General features: G+C 60.6%; 20 protein-coding genes and 1 pseudogene. 16 read left to right on the forward strand and 5 right to left on the reverse strand.

Translation table 11 applies throughout. The annotated features are described in order from the left end of the window. Positions 1-9: 9 nt before the first annotated feature. Entirely contained in the window at positions 10-1,242 is a 1,233-nt protein-coding gene (locus tag KBX14_RS03965) for an amidohydrolase (RefSeq protein WP_256000509.1), read from the reverse strand. 323 nt (positions 1,243-1,565) lie between these two features. Here KBX14_RS03965 and rpsH point away from each other — a divergent pair, with 323 nt between their 5' ends. Genes rpsH through rplO form a run of 6 tightly spaced genes read left to right on the forward strand, consistent with a single transcriptional unit; the run spans position 1,566 to position 4,249 of the window. Further along, positions 1,566-1,964: a 30S ribosomal protein S8 gene (gene rpsH, locus KBX14_RS03970; RefSeq protein WP_070363078.1), complete on the forward strand. Its 399-nt coding sequence runs from the start codon at positions 1,566-1,568 to the stop codon at positions 1,962-1,964. Between the two features lie 18 nt (positions 1,965-1,982). Beyond that, positions 1,983-2,519 carry a 50S ribosomal protein L6 gene (rplF, locus tag KBX14_RS03975; RefSeq protein WP_070477559.1) on the forward strand — a complete coding sequence of 179 codons (537 nt, stop codon included), beginning with the start codon at positions 1,983-1,985 and terminating at the stop codon, positions 2,517-2,519. Between the two features lie 2 nt (positions 2,520-2,521). Continuing rightward, complete coding sequence (rplR, locus tag KBX14_RS03980) at positions 2,522-2,926, forward strand: 50S ribosomal protein L18 (RefSeq protein WP_070363076.1); 405 nt, start codon at positions 2,522-2,524, stop codon at positions 2,924-2,926. A 40-nt stretch (positions 2,927-2,966) separates the two neighbouring features. Further along, positions 2,967-3,602 (forward strand): 30S ribosomal protein S5, encoded by a 636-nt coding sequence (gene rpsE, locus KBX14_RS03985; RefSeq protein ID WP_070363075.1) that lies wholly within the window; start codon positions 2,967-2,969, stop codon positions 3,600-3,602. A gap of 5 nt (positions 3,603-3,607) precedes the next feature. Beyond that, a complete protein-coding gene (gene rpmD, locus KBX14_RS03990) occupies positions 3,608-3,793 on the forward strand; it encodes a 50S ribosomal protein L30 (protein ID WP_070363074.1) in 186 nt (61 codons plus the stop codon). Positions 3,794-3,799: 6 nt separating this feature from the next. Beyond that, positions 3,800-4,249 (forward strand): 50S ribosomal protein L15, encoded by a 450-nt coding sequence (rplO, locus tag KBX14_RS03995; protein ID WP_256041878.1) that lies wholly within the window; start codon positions 3,800-3,802, stop codon positions 4,247-4,249. Positions 4,250-4,320: 71 nt separating this feature from the next. On the opposite strand, the gene KBX14_RS04000 is transcribed toward rplO, so the two are convergent. From KBX14_RS04000 to KBX14_RS04015, 4 genes are read right to left on the reverse strand one after another with little or no spacing between them, the layout of a single operon-like run. After that, positions 4,321-4,923, reverse strand: coding sequence for a molecular chaperone (locus tag KBX14_RS04000; RefSeq protein WP_256041879.1), 603 nt, complete (start codon positions 4,921-4,923; stop codon positions 4,321-4,323). After that, on the reverse strand, positions 4,923-5,864 hold the full coding sequence (locus KBX14_RS04005; protein ID WP_070363071.1) for a DmsC/YnfH family molybdoenzyme membrane anchor subunit: 942 nt from the start codon (positions 5,862-5,864) through the stop codon (positions 4,923-4,925). The genes KBX14_RS04000 and KBX14_RS04005 overlap by 1 nt, the downstream gene beginning before the upstream one ends. Positions 5,865-5,867: 3 nt before the next feature. Continuing rightward, positions 5,868-6,512 carry a DMSO/selenate family reductase complex B subunit gene (locus KBX14_RS04010; protein WP_070363070.1) on the reverse strand — a complete coding sequence of 215 codons (645 nt, stop codon included), beginning with the start codon at positions 6,510-6,512 and terminating at the stop codon, positions 5,868-5,870. 25 nt (positions 6,513-6,537) lie between these two features. Next, the gene (locus KBX14_RS04015) at positions 6,538-9,009 is read right to left on the reverse strand and encodes a DMSO/selenate family reductase complex A subunit (RefSeq protein WP_256041880.1); all 2,472 of its coding nucleotides are present in this window, start codon (positions 9,007-9,009) and stop codon (positions 6,538-6,540) included. Positions 9,010-9,286: 277 nt separating this feature from the next. On the opposite strand from KBX14_RS04015, the gene secY reads away from it, so the two are divergent. The 10 genes and pseudogenes from secY to rplQ form a co-directional block, all read left to right on the forward strand. Next, positions 9,287-10,615, forward strand: coding sequence for a preprotein translocase subunit SecY (gene secY, locus KBX14_RS04020; RefSeq protein WP_070477568.1), 1,329 nt, complete (start codon positions 9,287-9,289; stop codon positions 10,613-10,615). After that, positions 10,615-11,160 carry an adenylate kinase gene (locus tag KBX14_RS04025; protein ID WP_256000512.1) on the forward strand — a complete coding sequence of 182 codons (546 nt, stop codon included), beginning with the start codon at positions 10,615-10,617 and terminating at the stop codon, positions 11,158-11,160. The genes secY and KBX14_RS04025 overlap by 1 nt, the downstream gene beginning before the upstream one ends. Before the next feature lie 92 nt (positions 11,161-11,252). After that, a complete protein-coding gene (map, locus tag KBX14_RS04030) occupies positions 11,253-12,050 on the forward strand; it encodes a type I methionyl aminopeptidase (protein WP_256000513.1) in 798 nt (265 codons plus the stop codon). 14 nt (positions 12,051-12,064) lie between these two features. Beyond that, on the forward strand, positions 12,065-12,838 hold the full coding sequence (locus KBX14_RS04035) for a L,D-transpeptidase (RefSeq protein WP_070477570.1): 774 nt from the start codon (positions 12,065-12,067) through the stop codon (positions 12,836-12,838). 195 nt (positions 12,839-13,033) lie between these two features. Next, positions 13,034-13,252, forward strand: coding sequence for a translation initiation factor IF-1 (gene infA / locus KBX14_RS04040; RefSeq protein ID WP_018017508.1), 219 nt, complete (start codon positions 13,034-13,036; stop codon positions 13,250-13,252). Positions 13,253-13,431: 179 nt separating this feature from the next. Beyond that, the gene (gene rpsM, locus KBX14_RS04045) at positions 13,432-13,800 is read left to right on the forward strand and encodes a 30S ribosomal protein S13 (RefSeq protein WP_070477572.1); all 369 of its coding nucleotides are present in this window, start codon (positions 13,432-13,434) and stop codon (positions 13,798-13,800) included. Positions 13,801-13,803: 3 nt separating this feature from the next. Beyond that, positions 13,804-14,208 (forward strand): 30S ribosomal protein S11, encoded by a 405-nt coding sequence (rpsK, locus tag KBX14_RS04050; protein WP_070363064.1) that lies wholly within the window; start codon positions 13,804-13,806, stop codon positions 14,206-14,208. Positions 14,209-14,235: 27 nt separating this feature from the next. Next, a complete protein-coding gene (gene rpsD, locus KBX14_RS04055) occupies positions 14,236-14,841 on the forward strand; it encodes a 30S ribosomal protein S4 (RefSeq protein WP_070363063.1) in 606 nt (201 codons plus the stop codon). Positions 14,842-14,958: 117 nt separating this feature from the next. After that, on the forward strand, positions 14,959-15,972 hold the full coding sequence (locus tag KBX14_RS04060) for a DNA-directed RNA polymerase subunit alpha (protein WP_070363062.1): 1,014 nt from the start codon (positions 14,959-14,961) through the stop codon (positions 15,970-15,972). 42 nt (positions 15,973-16,014) lie between these two features. Then, positions 16,015-16,395 (forward strand): annotated as a pseudogene (gene rplQ / locus KBX14_RS04065) (50S ribosomal protein L17); the annotation flags it as partial. Positions 16,396-16,459 lie beyond the last annotated feature (64 nt).

Consider the following 16,459-nt stretch of genomic DNA (forward strand, 5'->3'; position numbering starts at 1 on the left):
TGTGCCACCTTAGTCGTCGTTCTTGTTGATGAGCCACGCGCTCGCAGCCGTGACCATCGCTTCGGCGCCGCGGTCGAGCGTCGGCTGGAGGTCGGGCGCGAACGCTGCGCTGTGATTGCCCGGCGCATGCGGGTAGCTGGCGAAGCCGCCGAGGCCCCAGAACGTGTACGGCACGCCGAGCGCGTCCGGGATGATCGAGAAGTCCTCGCTGGCAGGGACCTGCGCCAACGTCTGCGCTTCATCATCGAATCGCGCCTCGAAGGCGTTGCGTACCCGCTGCGTTACTGCGGCATCGTTGCTGGTGAGCGGGTAGGCGTCGTAGTACTCGAACTCGGGCAGCTGCGGGCTACGCGCTGCCTCGCACTCAGCGCGCACGATGCGTTCGATGGCCTCCTTGAGGTGCGCGCTCGTCGCCTCCGAATAGGCGCGGGTATTGATCAGCAGCTCCGCGCTATCCGGGATGACGTTGGATTTCGCTCCCGAATGGATCGCGCCGACCGTCAGCACCGCGGTTTCGGAAGCAGCAATCTCTCGGGAGACTACGGTGTGCAGCCTCGTCACAATTGTCGACGCCAACAAGACCGCATCGACGCCCATCTCAGGCATGGATCCGTGCGAACCCACTCCGTGTACTGTGACCTTCACCGAGAACGCCTGGGAGAGCACCGGGCCCGGCCGGGTCCCCACATGGCCCAATGGCAGCGTGCTGAGCACGTGTTGGCCCAAGTACACGTCGGGGTGGGGGATCGCGTCGGCGATACCGTGCTCAACCATGGAACGTGCACCGGAGGCAGTTTCCTCGCCGGGCTGAAATACGCCTACCAGCGTGCCGGACCAGGCGTCGCGGCAAGTGTTGAACGCGACGAGGGCCGCGAGCACCGAGCAAATGTGGAAGTCGTGCCCACACGCGTGGGACACCGGCACTTCTTGCCCCGTCGCAGCATCGACTTGGGTCTGCGTGCAGGCGTAGCCCTTGCCGCAATCCTCCTTGACTGGGAGGCCGTCAGTATCGCCGCGCAGGGCGACGACGGGACCAGGCCCGTTTTCGATGGTGGCGACGACGCCCGTTTCGCCCAATACCGAGTATGGGATCCCGGCTGCCTCAAGTTCCTGAACGATGCGCTGTGAGGTCTGGGTTTCCTGCATCGAGAGCTCAGCGTGTAGGTGGAACCAGCGGTAGAGCTCCTCGCGGTGCGTGCGGGTGGCGGAGAGGGCGTCGAAAAGTTCGTCGAGGTGCTTCATAGCACCGACTATACGACGCAGCGATCGGGCCAACGTGACTTGTTTCTTGTATAGAAGGAGTGTAATGTGGCCAAACGGACTTGTGCACAGATGGTTGTCTGCGCGCAAAATCCGAGAGAACATTGTACATCCAACTTTGTTGCAGGCCCCCCGCCGAGAAGCGGACCGCGTGCAAGGGAGGCGGCGAGCGCCCCGCGTTATTGAGCGTGGGGAGCGTGAAGTAGCCCCCGACAGATCATGCGGAAAACGCGACCTGGCACGACATAGTCTTGCTGGTCAGGTGGGTAGGGAACCGCAACGAGAAAGGTAAACGGTCACATCTTATGACGATGACTGATCCAATCGCAGACATGCTGTCTCGCGTGCGCAACGCGTCGCACGCACAGCACGAGAGCGTGACAATGCCTTCCTCCAAGATCAAGGCAAACATCGCCGAGATCCTGAAGCAGGAAGGCTACATTGCTGATTACAAGGTTGAGGACGCCAAGGTTGGCAAGCAGCTGACCCTGGACCTCAAGTACGGCCCGACCCGTGAGGCTGCCATCGCTGGCCTGCGTCGCGTGTCCAAGCCTGGTCTGCGCGTGTACGCAAAGTCCAACGACCTGCCGCAGGTGCTGGGTGGTCTGGGTGTGGCGATCATCTCCACGTCCCAGGGTCTCCTCACTGACCGTCAGGCCCAGGAGAAGGGTGTAGGCGGAGAAGTTCTCGCCTACGTCTGGTAAAGGGAGGTTGAAAAGACTATGTCGCGTGTAGGTAATGCACCCATCGCCATCCCGAATGGTGTCGAAGTTAAAATTAACGGTCAGGTCGTAGAGGTCAAGGGCCCTAAGGGTTCCCTCAACTTCGAGCTGCCTGAGCCAATCACCGCTGCGGTTGAGGACAACGAGATTGTCGTCTCCCGTCCGGACGATCACCGTAAGCACCGTGCGCTGCACGGCCTGTCCCGTTCCATGGTCAACAACCTCGTTGTTGGCGTGACTGAGGGCTACAAGATCAACATGGAGATCTTCGGTGTCGGCTACCGTGTCCAGGCCAAGGGCAAGAACCTCGAGTTCTCGCTCGGCTACTCCCACCCGATCCTCATTGAGGCTCCGGAAGGGATCAGCTTCGCAGTCGATGGCAACACCAAGTTCTCCATCGAGGGCATTGACAAGCAGCAGGTTGGCCAGATCGCGGCTAACATCCGCCGCCTCCGTAAGGATGACCCATACAAGGGTAAGGGCATCCGCTACGAAGGTGAGCAGATTCGCCGCAAGGTCGGAAAGACGGGTAAGTAATCATGAGCAATTCTGCAGAGAACACCAAGCGCACCCCGGTCGGCAAGGATATTTCCTCCCGCCGCCGCGAGGCTCGTGCACGTCGCCACTTCCGTATCCGCAAGACGCTGCGCGGCACCCCGGAGACCCCACGTCTCGTTGTGCACCGCTCTTCGCGTCACATCCACGTCCAGCTGATCGACGATCTCGCTGGCCACACGCTCGCAGCGGCATCCTCCATCGAGGCTGACGTGCGCGCAATGGAAGGTGACAAGAAGGCAAAGGCAGCCAAGGTTGGTCAGCTGATCGCTGAGCGCGCCAAGGCTGCAGGCATCGAAGCTATCGTCTTCGACCGCGCAGGTTACAAGTACCACGGTCGCGTCGCAGCTCTTGCCGACGCCGCTCGTGAAGGTGGTCTGAAGTTCTAATGACCACCGCAATCATCACCATCAACGGAAGGATCGCGTAATGGCCGAACGTGAACGGCGTGACGGCGGACGCTCCGCCGACAACCAGAACAAGAAGAATGAGCGCAACAACCGCGGTGGCCGTGGCCGTCGCGATGATCGTCGCAACCAGAATGATGACCGCGACAAGTACATCGAGCGCGTCATCACCATCAACCGTGTCGCAAAGACCGTGAAGGGCGGACGCAACATGTCCTTCACCGCTCTCGTCGTCGTTGGCGACGGCAAGGGCATGGTCGGCGTTGGCTACGGCAAGGCAAAGGAAGTTCCTGCCGCTATCCAGAAGGGTGCAGAAGAAGCACGTAAGAACTTCTTCCGCGTCCCGATGATCGGTGGCACCATTCCTCACCCAGTCCAGGCAGAAGAGGCAGCAGGCATCGTTATGCTGCGCCCGGCTGCACCAGGTACCGGTGTTATCGCCGGTGGCGCAGTTCGCCCAGTGCTCGAGTGCGCTGGCGTCCAGGACATCCTTGCTAAGTCGATCGGTTCTGACAACGCTCTGAACGTTGTTCAGGCAACGGTTGCAGGTCTCAAGCAGCTCGTACGCCCTGAGGAAGTTGCTGCGAAGCGTGGCAAGGACCTCGAGGACGTCGCACCTGCTCGCATGCTGCGCGCACGCGCAGGACAGGAGGCGTAAGAACAATGGCTTTGAAGATCACATTGCACCACGGCAAGGTTGGCGAGAAGCCACTGACCCGTAAGAACCTCGAGGCGCTCGGTCTGCGCAAGATCGGCCAGTCCGTCATTAAGAAGGACAACGCCGCAACCCGTGGACAGATCCTGAAGGTTCGCCACCTCGTTACCGTCGAAGAAGTTGCAGGGGAGTAGAACAACATGGCTGAAATTATCAAGCTCCATGATCTGCGCCCAGCAAAGGGCGCTAACAAACCAAAGTTCCGCGTAGGTCGCGGTGAAGCAGGCAAGGGCGGCAAGACCGCTGGCCGTGGTACCAAGGGCACCAAGGCTCGCAAGCAGGTCTCCGCAGCATTCGAGGGTGGCCAGATGCCACTTCACATGCGCCTGCCGAAGCTCAAGGGCTTCAAGAACCCGAACCGCGTGGAGTACCAGGTAGTCAACGTTCAGGCGCTCGCAGAAGCGTTCCCGAACGGCGGCACCATCACCATCGACGACATCGTCGCAGCTGGCCTGGTTCGCAAGAACCACCCAGTCAAGGTGCTAGGCAACGGCGACATCAACGTCAAGTTGGAAGTCACCGCTACCAAGTTCTCCAAGTCTGCGGTTGAGAAGATCGAGGCAGCCGGCGGGTCCACCACCCAGGCATAAGCCTTCATCTTCGCGCCACAGCGCAGAGAAAAGCTCCCCACTCGTCAGCGACGAGGTGGGGAGCTTTCGTATTAGAGAGTTTCGACGGCGGCCAGCACGCCCCGCGTAAGCCCAGGCAGCGCCCGGTAGATCGCGGTGTTCGCATGCCTTTCGACGCCCCCAAGCACCTGCTCAGCGAAGCGGGCGGGGTGCTCGGCGGTGAAGGAGCGAAGAACCGCCAGCGCTGCGGCTTTATCGGCCTCGGAGGACGCGTTGAGCGCCAGGGCGCACAGGTGGCTGATACAGCGGAACTCCAGCCCGATGTGGTCCGGCGGGAGGTTATCGGCGCCGGGGTCAAAGCCAACCTGGTGGTAAACGGCGGCGACGGCCGCGGCGTCCTCATCCATGACGAGTCCGTCCTTGGAAAAGTACGGGGACTCGTACGGCTGGGCGAGCGGGGAGCTTACGCCGATGAACAGGTAGAGGTGGTCGCGCTGCAACGCTTCGGCGGTGTCGCGCTCCGTTTCCAGCAGGGCGTTGATGGCGTGCTGCGAGGCGTCGTCCTCGAGCGGCCATGATTGCAGGAAGGAAGGGTCGGAGAGGGCGTCGAGAAGCGGGCCTTGCGGCTCGTCGAGGAAGAGCTGCCCCACGATGTCTGCTGCGATGTGGCAGCGTTCAACTAACTCTGTGTGCATCAGATTCCGATCCGGTCGACTGCGCCGTAGAACATGAAGCGGCCGAGCAGCTCCGCGATGACCACCAGGATGTACGCGACGGTGATCCATAGCATTGCGCTCGAGGTGGGGCGGCGGGTGCGGCCGCCAAACGCCAGGATGAGGCCCACGATGAACGCGCCGACCAGCAGCAGACCAATGCGGATGACGAACGCGGTCATGTTGAATTCAAACTGCGCCGGGTTCGGGCCCGCGGGGCGGCCGTAGTTGAACACCATCACGATGAAAATGAGCGGCACGACGACGGTCAGCGCGATGCCGATCCAGCGCAGGGACGCGTGGATCAGGTCCCAGACCTCTTCCTTCTGGGCGTCTGTCTGGTCTTCGTTGCGCGCGGACGGAATGAGCTTTTTGATGAGCTCTGAGTCCTCGAGCCAGTTGTACGCCGTGAGCGCGACCGCAATCGCGAGCAGACCTGTGACCGCGGCGGAGAGGTAGAACGCTGCTGGGGTGGTCCAGTGGTTCCACGATGGGATCGTGGGCAGCATGTAGAGGCGCGCCATGGTGGCGATGAACCCGATGCCGGCAATTGCGGTGATGACCGCGATGGTTGTGCGGGTGCCCACGGAGCCCCAGTCAAAGAACTGGCAGGCAGCGAACAGGAAGCCGAGCGCCGCGAAGATGCAGCCGCCCACGAGCTCCTGGGTGAGTCCGGAGGAACTGATGTGGCGCATCACGTTCAGCGCGTTGATCGGGTTGCCGAGGTGGAAGAACGCGAGGCAGAAGCCTGCGATCATGATTGGGCCGATTGCGTAGAGCGCCGGCACACAAATGCGGTTAATCGCGTTCGCGGAGTAGCGGGTGCGTCCCACCATTGTGATGACGCCGAGGACGAAGAACGCGCCGACTGCCATCTGCCCGAACGTAGTGAAAAACGTGAGGGGCCATTCGTGCATATTCATGAGTTAGACCTCTTCCGGGTTCATGATCTCGCCAGCATCCAACGCGTCCCAGCGCTTTGCGTCCTTGTGCGGCTTGATGGTCAGGCGTGGTTCGGTAAACGTTGGGTCCGGCAGCGGCGCGATGCCGGCGACGTCGCCGTGTTCCTTGCGCAGCTCGTCGATAGGGCCCCAGTCGAGCGCGCGCGACGGGCACGCGGCCACGCACGCCGGGTCCTTGCCCTCTGCGCGGTAGTCGGCGCACAGGTCGCACTTCGTCATGACGCCCTTTTCAGGGTTGAACTGTGGCGCGGAGTAGGGGCACGCCCACTCGCAGTAGCGGCAGCCCACGCACTTGTGCGGGTCGACGGAGACGACGCCGTCCTCGCCGATGTGCATCGCGGTGGTCGGGCAGACCTTGGTGCAGATCGGGTTGTCGCAGTGGTTGCAGGACACCGATGTGTAGTAGGTGAACGTATTGGTGGTCAGCTCGCCGTCGGCGTTGCGGTTCCAGTCGCCGCCCGAGTACTCGACCACGCGGCGCCAGTTCACGCCGATCGGTGTGTTGTGCTTGTCCTTGCAGGCGATCTGGCAGGCTTTGCAGCCGTTGCACAAGGTCTGGTCGAAGAAGAAACCAAGGCGCTTGCTCGGCTTGTCGTTGTTGTTAGCCATGTTGTTGTTTCACTCCTTGGTGTTGTTATTTCGCTTTTTCAACCTGGCACAGCGCCGTGTGCTGCGCGTTGCCCTTGGCAAGAGGGGAGGGATGCCAGCTGGTCAGCGTATTGACGGATGCCCCTACGTCCACGCCGCCGTCCTTCGGGTTGAACCAGGAACCCTGCGGCACCGAGATGACACCCGGTGCGATTCGCGGGGTGACGCGGGCGATGGAGCGGATCCGGCCACGCTTGTTGTAGGCGTAGACGGGGTCGTCGTTCTTGATGCCGCGTTCCTTGGCGTCGATGGGGTTGATCCAGAGGACCTGCGGGTGGGCGTCGTCACGCAGCCAATCGACGTTGCCGTAGGAGGAGTGGGTGCGGCCCTTGGTGTGGTGGCCGATGACCTGCAGCGGGTACTCCTTGTTCTCTGCGGCTTCCTCGGCGCCTTCCCAAGTTGCGACCTGCTCCGGCAGCGGTGTCAGCTTGTCGCCTGCGATGTTCGGGTCAAACTCCCACTCCTTCGACATTTCGTAGAGCTCGGAGGAGAAGATCTCGATCTTGCCGCTCGGGGTCTCCAGGGGGTTGGCCACTGGGTCCTCACGGAAGTCTTTCAGTGCGACCGTGGTTTCGCCTTCTCGACGCCACACACCCATCTTCTTGAGCTCCTCAAAGGACGGCAGCTCCGGGATCTCCTTGCGGGATTCGTCGAGGGTGTAGCGCAGCCACTCTTCCTGGGTGCGGCCTTCGGTGAATTTGTCGCGCACACCGAAGCGTTCAGCGAGGTCGGCGATGACGTCGTAAATCGGCCGACAGTCGTACAGCGGTTTGATGGCGTTGGAGGCCAGGATGGTGTACTCCAGGTTGCCCGCCGAGCCCTGCTGGATGATGTCGGTTTGCTCAGCGGTGGAGCAGTCCGGCAGAACGTAGTCCGCGTAGCGCGCGGACACCGTCATCTGGATGTCGCTGACGACGATGAGTTCGGCCTTGGAGTCGTCGCGAAGCAGCTCGACCGTGCGATTGAGGTCGCCGTGCTGGTTCGTGTTGGTGTTGCCGGCGTATTGCCAGATCATCTTGATCGGGACGTCGAGTTTGTCCTTGCCGCGTACGCCGTCCTTCGTCTTGGTCATCTCTGGGCCGTGGTCGACGGCCTGTGGCCACATTGCAACCGAGATCGACGTCTCCACCGGGTTCTCGTACTGCGTGTTGAACGGGTACGTCATCGGCAAGCTTGCCGAGCCTTCGCGAGCGCCGGTGCCTCCACCAGGGATACCGATCTGCCCGAGCAGCGCTGCCAGCGTAAACACCGCGCGCGACTGGTTCTCGCCGTTCGCGTGGCGCTGCGGACCCCAGCCCTGGGTAATTGCGGTTGGCTTTGCCGTGCCCATCTCTCGGGCAAGCTGGCGGATCTTCTGCGCAGGCACCCCACAGATGCGAGCGGCCCACTCAGGAGTCTTTTCGACGCCATCCGGCCCCTTGCCCTCAATGTAGGAGCGGTACGAGCCGTTCTTCGGCGCGCCCTTCGGCATGTGGTCCTCGTCAAAGCCGACACAATACTTGTCCAGGAACGCTTGGTCGTGCAGGTTCTCGGAGAGCAGTACGTGCGCGATACCTGCAACGAGCGCTGCGTCGGTGCCCGGGCGGATCGGAACCCATTCGTCGCCAAGGCCGACTGCGGTCTCGGAGTAGCGCGGGTCGATCACGATGGTCTTCACGCCGTACTTGCGTTTCGTCTGCTGGGTGACGAACGTCTCGCCACCACCGGACATGCGGGTCTCAAGCGGGTTGTTGCCGAACATGACCTGCAGCTTGGAGTTCTTCACGTCGTCGAAGGAGTTCGACGTGACCCAGGAACCGTAGTGGTACGGGTAGGCTGCCGTGATCTGCGCGGTGGAGTAGTCGGCGTAGTGGTTCAGGTAACCGCCAATGAGGTTCATAAAGCGTGCGAAGGGGGTTTCAGCGGGTGGCCAGGAGCGTGCCACGGTGCCGCCGATGGTGCCCGTGCCGTACGCGAGGTAGATGGACTCGTTGCCGTATTTGTCCAGGATGCCCTTCATCTGGTCGGCGATTTCGTCGAGCGCTTGCTCCCAGGAGATTTCGATCCACTCGCCGTCGCCGCGCTTCGTGCCCGGCTTGCGCTTCAGCGGCGTCTTTAGCCGGTCCGGGTTGTAGATGCGGTGGCGGATCGAGCGGCCGCGCACGCAGGCGCGGATCTGCTGCGAGCCGATGGAGTTGTCGCCGCCATCGTCGGGAAGGACGCGGATGACGCGCCCGTCCTCAACTTGGAGGCGCAGCGGGCAGCGGGAGCCGCAGTTGACGGTGCAGGCGGACCAGACGAACTTCGGGTCGGTGCTTGTGCCTTCTGCGGCCTCTGCGGCGCCGACACCTGGGGTGCCGCGCAGGAGCGTGCCAGAGACGGCCGTCGTCGCTACGGCTGCGCCTCCTACGAGGCCTGACCATTGGAGAAATTTACGCCGACTCACGGGAGTCGGCGTTGGTGTAGGTGCTGTGCTCATCGCTGTCCCTTCGAATGCGAGGATTTTCTACAGAAAAGTCGTGAATAAATGTAATACCAATTACCTATTTTCGAGTGTAGTGATTTTCAATCGAAAGTTGGAAACCCTCGCGGGGGTGCTGGCCGAATCGGGGGTTTGGCCTGCTAACTGGTAGAGTAGTGGGGTCAATCCTGTCTGGAGTGTCCCGTCAGCCCGCTACGGTGGTTGTGACGTGCACTTTTGGCAACCGTACTGTCCACTATCTCCTGCGTGAGTGCTGCAGGAGCCAGGAGGCTTTGTGTCCGCTATATTGCAAGCGTTCAAGGACCCGGATCTTCGGAAGAAGATTCTGATTACCCTTGCGTTGATGATTCTGTACCGCATTGGTGCCCAGATTCCGACGCCTGGTGTCGACTACGCGTTGATTAACTCCCGTCTGGAGGAAGTCGCTCAGGGTGACAACGCCACGATGTTCTCCATCATCGGGCTGTTCTCTGGTGGTGCGTTGCTGCAGTTGTCCATCTTCGCGATTGGCATCATGCCGTACATTACGGCGTCGATTATCGTGCAGCTGCTGACCGTGGTGATCCCGAAGTTCGAAGAACTGAAGAAGGAAGGGCAGTCGGGCCAAACCAAGATGACGCAGTACACGCGTTACCTCACGGTAGCGCTGGCGCTGCTGCAGTCCGCAGGTATTGTGGCGCTGGCCGACCGTGAGCAGCTGCTCGGCCAGGGGATTCCGGTGCTTATTGAGGACCGCAACATCTGGACGCTCATCATGATGATCATCGTCATGACGTCGGGTGCAGTCCTGATTATGTGGCTCGGCGAGATCATCACTGAAAAGGGCGTCGGCAATGGTATGTCCCTGCTGATCTTCGCTGGTATTGCGACGAAGCTTCCGTCCGAGGGTGCCTACATCCTGAAGAACTCCGGCGCGGTTACCTTCGCCATGGTCGTTGCGGCGATCATTGCGTTGGTCGTTGGCATCATCTTCATCGAGCAGGGCCAGCGCCGCATTCCGGTGCAGTACGCGAAGCGCATGGTTGGGCGCCGTCAGTACGGCGGTTCCTCTACGTACCTGCCGCTCAAGGTCAACCAGGCTGGCGTTATTCCTGTGATTTTCGCCTCCTCACTGATGTACGTCCCTGTCTTAATCACGCAGATCGTGACCATGAACAACACGACTCCGCCGGACAACTGGTGGATGAACAACGTTATGGCGTGGCTGCAGAACCCAGGCTCCTGGCAGTACATCCTGGCGTACTTCGCCATGATCATCTTCTTCTCCTACTTCTACGTCTCTATCCAGTATGACCCGGTCGACCAGGCAGAGAATATGAAGAAGTACGGTGGCTTCATCCCAGGCATTCGTCCGGGTCGCCCAACCGCCGAGTACCTCGCGTTCGTGATGAACCGCCTCCTGTTCGTTGGCGCGCTCTACCTTGCACTCATCGCGATCCTGCCGAACCTGGCGCTCGACGCCGGCATTGGCGGCGCTGGCCGCGGTGGCATGAGTGCGTTCGGCGGTACGGCTATCCTGATTATGGTGTCCGTAGCATTGACTACGGTCAAGCAAATTGAATCCCAACTTCTCCAATCCAACTACGAAGGACTGTTGCGATAATGCGACTTGTACTACTTGGCCCTCCCGGCGCTGGCAAAGGCACTCAGGCAGCCATTCTCTCCGAGAAGCTCGGCGTTCCGCACATCTCCACCGGTGACCTGTTCCGTGCGAACATCGGCCAGGGCACCCCGCTTGGTGTCGAAGCGAAAAGCTACATCGATGCTGGCAAGCTTGTGCCGACCGATGTCACCGCACGCATGGTGGAAGACCGACTCAGCCAGGAAGATGCTGCGAACGGCTTCCTGCTCGACGGTTTCCCGCGCACCGTTGAGCAAGCAGAGATCCTGAAGGAGCTGCTGAGTAAGCAGGGCCTGAAGCTGGACGGCGTGCTCAACTTTGTTGTCGACGAAGACGTGGTGGTCGAGCGCATGCTCGCCCGTGGCCGCGCGGACGACAATGAGGAAACGATCCGCACCCGCCTCAAGGTTTACCGCGAAGAAACCGCGCCGCTGATTGATCACTACGGCGACGAGATCATCTCCATCGACGCTGTTGGTGACGTTGATGAAATCAACGAGCGCGCGATGGCGCAGCTGAAGAAGTAACATACAGCGTCTATATAGGCGCAAGGGCCGGTAGGGACTCGACGAGTGCCTACCGGCCCTTTTACGCAGTAACTCTAGGAAGGAAGCGAATGATGGGGTTCCGGAAGCGCAAGATTGTCGCAAAGACACCTGAGCAGCTCGACGCGATGGAGAAGGCAGGCCGAATCGTCGGTTTGGCGCTGCAGGAGGTGCGGGCGGCGGCCGCCCCCGGCAAGTCGACGCTTGACTTAGACAAGGTCGCGGAGGCTGTTATCCGTGATCACGGGGCCACGCCCACGTTTTTGGGGTACCAGGGGTTTCCGGGCTCGATCTGTGCATCAGTCAACGAGGTAGTCGTGCACGGAATCCCGAACAATGAGACTGTGCTCCGCGAGGGAGACCTGGTCTCTATCGACTGTGGCGCGACCTTGCATGGTTGGGTAGGGGATTCTGCGTGGACGTTCGGTGTGGGTGAGCTCGAAGCGGACGTCGAAAAGTTGAACCGGGCAACTGAATGGGTGCTGTACGAGGGGCTGAAGGCGATGGTGCCGGGCAACCGGTTGACCGACGTGTCGCATGCACTCGAGCGCGCGACGTATGCAGCAGAGGAGAAGTTCGGAGTGGAGCTCGGCATTGTGGACGGGTACGGCGGCCACGGGATCGGACGCACGATGCACGAGGATCCATACCTTGCCAACGAGGGAAAACCCGGGCGCGGCCCTGTGATCCAGGAGGGGTCGGTGTTGGCGATTGAGCCGATGCTGATCCTCGGCGGGGAGATCGACACGGAGGTGCTCGGTGACGACTGGACGGTCGTTTCCATCGACGGCGCCCCGGCATCGCACTGGGAGCACACGGTCGCCGCCACGGCTGACGGGCCGCGCATCCTCACTGTCCGCGAAGCGAAGTAAGCTATACTGCCCACATGCGTTATCAACCTCGACATGCGAAGCCATCCCAACTGAGCCGCAAGCTTGCCGGTTTGAGTGTTGGAATCGGCGTCGCCGCCTCCATGCTTGCCCAGCCAGCGATGGCGGAGGCGCAGCAGATGCCAGCGATGTCTTCGAATGGTGGACTGGGTGCCCTGCTTGAGCAGACGCAGTCTCAGCTCTCCAGCATCGGCTCCAGTACGCCCGACGCACGTGAGCGAGCATGGCAGACCCGCAACTCGCTGCGCGCGCAGGCCGACGGATTGGCGGCAATCAACAAGGACCTGCCAGCCCAGGCGAAGGCAAGCATCGATGCTACTGTCGAACGCTTCTACCCAGGCCTGATCGCCGAGAAGACTCCGAAGCCAGCGCCGAAACCAGCTGCACGCCCGGCGCCACCTGCACAACCCGCGTTCGATTACGGCCCATGTCCGAAGGATGCGAAGGTGTGTGTGGACACCGGCGGACGCCGTTCCTGGCTGCAGAATAACGGCCAGATGTACTACACGGCTGACCTGATCGGTCCGGGCAGGCCTGGCCTTGATACGCCGAAGGGTACGTTCTACGTCAACCGCAAGGTGAAGGATGAGATCTCGTGGGAGTTCGGCAATGCGCCGATGCCGTACGCGACGTACTTCACCAACAACGGTATCGCGTTCCACCAGGGGGATCCGTCGATTCTCTCGCACGGCTGCGTTCGCATGTACCGCGCGGATGCCCAGCGTTACTTCCAGGATCTGGCTATCGGGGACAAGGTCTTCGTCTTCTAGCTGCTCCATTTTTTCGACGCCCACCTGCGGACTTAGCTTCCCAGGTGGGCTTGTGTTTGCGCTGGTGAAGGGATATAGTTGACCACTGGTGTTTATGCACCACGTAGTACAAGTATGTTTTACGTCAGCTACCAGCGGAAACATTGCGCATCAATGAGGATCGCTGTGTTCCGTGAGCTATAGGAAGTGGAGTGTATGGCAAAAGAAGGCGCCATTGAGGTAGAGGGTCGCATCGTCGAACCTTTGAAGAATGCTATGTTCCGTGTCGAGCTCGACAACGGGCATGAGGTCCTTGCTCACATCAGTGGCAAGATGCGCCAGCACTACATCCGCATCCTTCCTGAAGACCGGGTCATTGTGGAGCTGTCTCCATATGACCTGGACCGTGGGCGTATCACGTACCGCTACAAGTAATTTCGTTTGAAGCCTCCTTACCCAGACGCGTGGCGTTGCTGCGCGTCGCTTACCTTTGGCTACGGTGGCCAAAGCCACGTGTATCACGGCCCATCCTCCGGTACGGTCCGGATAAAGAGTCGGTTGGCGTGGGCGGATAGGGAGAAAACCGCCGTAACAACCCGAAAGGTACGTTCCACATGGCACGTCTAGCTGGTGTTGATCTTCCGCGCAATAAGCGCATGGAGATCGCACTTACTTACATTTATGGCATCGGCGCAACCCGCGCCAAGGAGCTGCTCGAGAAGACGGGCATTTCTCCAGACCTGCGTACGGACAACCTGAGCGACGATCAGCTGTCCGCACTGCGTGACGCAATCGAGTCCTCCTACACCGTAGAGGGCGACCTGCGTCGTGAGGTGCAGGCAGACATCCGCCGCAAGATTGAAATCGGCTCCTACCAGGGCCTTCGTCACCGTCGTGGCCTGCCTGTTCGCGGGCAGCGCACCAAGACGAACGCTCGCACTCGTAAGGGCCCGAAGAAGACCATCGCAGGAAAGAAGAAGTAATCCATGCCTCCTAAGACTCGTTCCGGTGCGCGCCGTGGTGGCCGTCGCATCGTAAAGAAGAACGTGGCTGCTGGCCACGCATACATCAAGTCGACCTTTAACAACACCATCGTCTCGATCACCGATCAGACCGGTGCTGTTATTTCCTGGGCTTCCTCCGGCCACGTTGGCTTCAAGGGATCCCGCAAGTCCACGCCGTTCGCTGCTCAGATGGCAGCTGAGAACGCTGCTCGCAAGGCGATGGACCACGGTATGAAGAAGGTTGACGTTTTCGTCAAGGGTCCAGGCTCCGGCCGTGAGACCGCAATCCGTTCGCTCCAGGCTGCTGGCCTGGAGGTGTCCTCGATCTCTGACGTGACCCCACAGCCGTTCAACGGCTGCCGTCCGGCGAAGCGTCGTCGCGTTTAAGGCAGAAAGGAAAAGAGGTAATACATCATGGCTCGTTATACCGGCCCTGCTACCCGTAAGTCCCGTCGCCTCCGCGTCGATCTCGTCGGCGGTGACATGTCCTTTGAGCGTCGCCCGTACCCTCCGGGGCAGGCTGGCCGCGCTCGCATCAAGGAATCTGAGTACCTGCTCCAGCTCCAGGAGAAGCAGAAGGCTCGCTTCACCTACGGAGTGATGGAGAAGCAGTTCCGTCGCTACTACGAGGAGGCCAACCGCCTCCCAGGTAAGACCGGCGACAACCTGCTGATCCTGCTTGAGTCCCGTCTGGACAACGTTGTATACCGTGCAGGTCTGGCGCGCACGCGCCGCCAGGCACGTCAGCTTGTTTCCCACGGTCACTTCACCGTGAACGGCAAGCGTATCGACGTTCCTTCTTACAAGGTCACGCAGTACGACATCATCGATGTTCGTGACAAGTCCCGCAAGATGCTTTGGTTCGAAGAGGCCCAGGACAACCTGCTGGACGCCGTTGTTCCGGCATGGCTCCAGGTCGTTCCGGACACCCTGCGCATTCTCGTGCACCAGTTGCCGGAGCGCGCTCAGATCGAGGTGCCGCTGCAGGAGCAGCTCATCGTCGAGCTCTACTCGAAGTAAGTCCGCTTACTTCACCCCGCACTGCGTCGATACGTACGTATACAGGTGGTGCGATATCTTTCCGAAAGTCCATATTCTCGCGGCTTCATATAGTGGTAGCCGGAAAAGGAGAAGTTCATGCTCATCTCACAGCGTCCACAGCTGACCGAGGAGTACATCGATACCAACCGCTCGAAGTTCATCATCGAGCCACTCGAGCCAGGTTTTGGTTACACGCTGGGTAACTCCCTGCGCCGTACGCTGCTGTCGTCCATTCCGGGCGCAGCGGTTACCTCGATCAAGATTGATGGTGTGCTCCATGAGTTCACCACCATCAACGGTGTGAAGGAAAACGTTTCCGAGATCATCCTCAACATCAAGGACATCGTGCTGTCGTCGGAGTCCGACGAGCCAGTCGTGATGTACCTGTCCGTTGAAGGCCCGGGAGTCGTTACCGCCGGCGACATTGAGACGCCAGCTGATGTTCAGATCCACAACCCGGATCTGCACATCGCTTCGCTCAATGAGCAGGCACGCCTTGAGATGGAGCTTGTCGTGGAGCGTGGCCGTGGCTACGTCCCAGCGATGCCGAACTCTGGTGGGGAAGCCGGCCGCATTCCGGTCGACCAGATCTACTCGCCAGTGACCCGTGTTGCCTACAAGGTTGAGGCAACCCGTGTTGAGCAGCGCACCGACTTCGACAAGCTGATCATCGACGTGGAGACGAAGAACTCCATGTCCGCTCGCGACGCGTTGGCTTCGGCCGGTTCCACCCTGGTGGAGCTGTTCGGCCTGGCACGTGAGCTGAACACGGCAGCAGAAGGCATCGAGATCGGCCCGTCCCCACAGGAGACGGAGTACATCGCGGCTTACAACCTGCCGATTGAGGATCTCAACTTCTCCGTCCGGTCCTACAACTGCTTGAAGCGCGAGGGCATCAACACCGTCGGCCAGCTGGCTGAGTGCTCCGAGACCGATCTGATGGATATCCGCAACTTTGGCGAGAAGTCCATCAATGAGGTCAAGATCAAGCTCGCCTCCATGAGCCTGACGCTGAAGGACGCTCCGGAAGATTTCGACCCGACCCAGATCGAAGGCTACGACGCCGAGACTGGTGACTACGTCGACGACACCGCGGAAGAAACCGAGTAAACCAAGAGCACGCGCTCACAATCCCATACGAGGAGTACGAAAATGCCTACCCCGAAGAAGGGTGCCCGTCTCGGAGGGTCCGCCGCCCACCAGAAGCACATTCTGTCTAACCTGGCGCAGTCCCTGTTCGAGCACGGCGCCATCACGACGACCGATGCAAAGGCGAAAGCACTTCGCCCATACGCTGAGAAGCTGATCACCAAGGCGAAGGGTGGTTCCCTGCAGGAACGCCGCGCTGTTGCTGCGAAGCTTCCGAACAAGCAGATCGTTGCATACCTGTTCAACGAGCTTGCACCGAAGTTCGAAAACCGCAACGGCGGCTACACCCGCCTGATCAAGGTTGCACCTCGCTCCGGCGACAACGCTCCAATGACCCAGATTTCCCTGGTTCTGGAGCCAGCTGAGGCGAAGGCTTCCAAGGAGGACTAATCCTCCGCTGAGTGAGCTTTCCTAGCTCAACCACATGAGACCCCGCGTCCACCTTCAC

The organism is Corynebacterium sp. CCUG 61414, from assembly GCF_024453945.1.
GTDB classification, from domain to species: domain Bacteria; phylum Actinomycetota; class Actinomycetes; order Mycobacteriales; family Mycobacteriaceae; genus Corynebacterium; species Corynebacterium pseudogenitalium.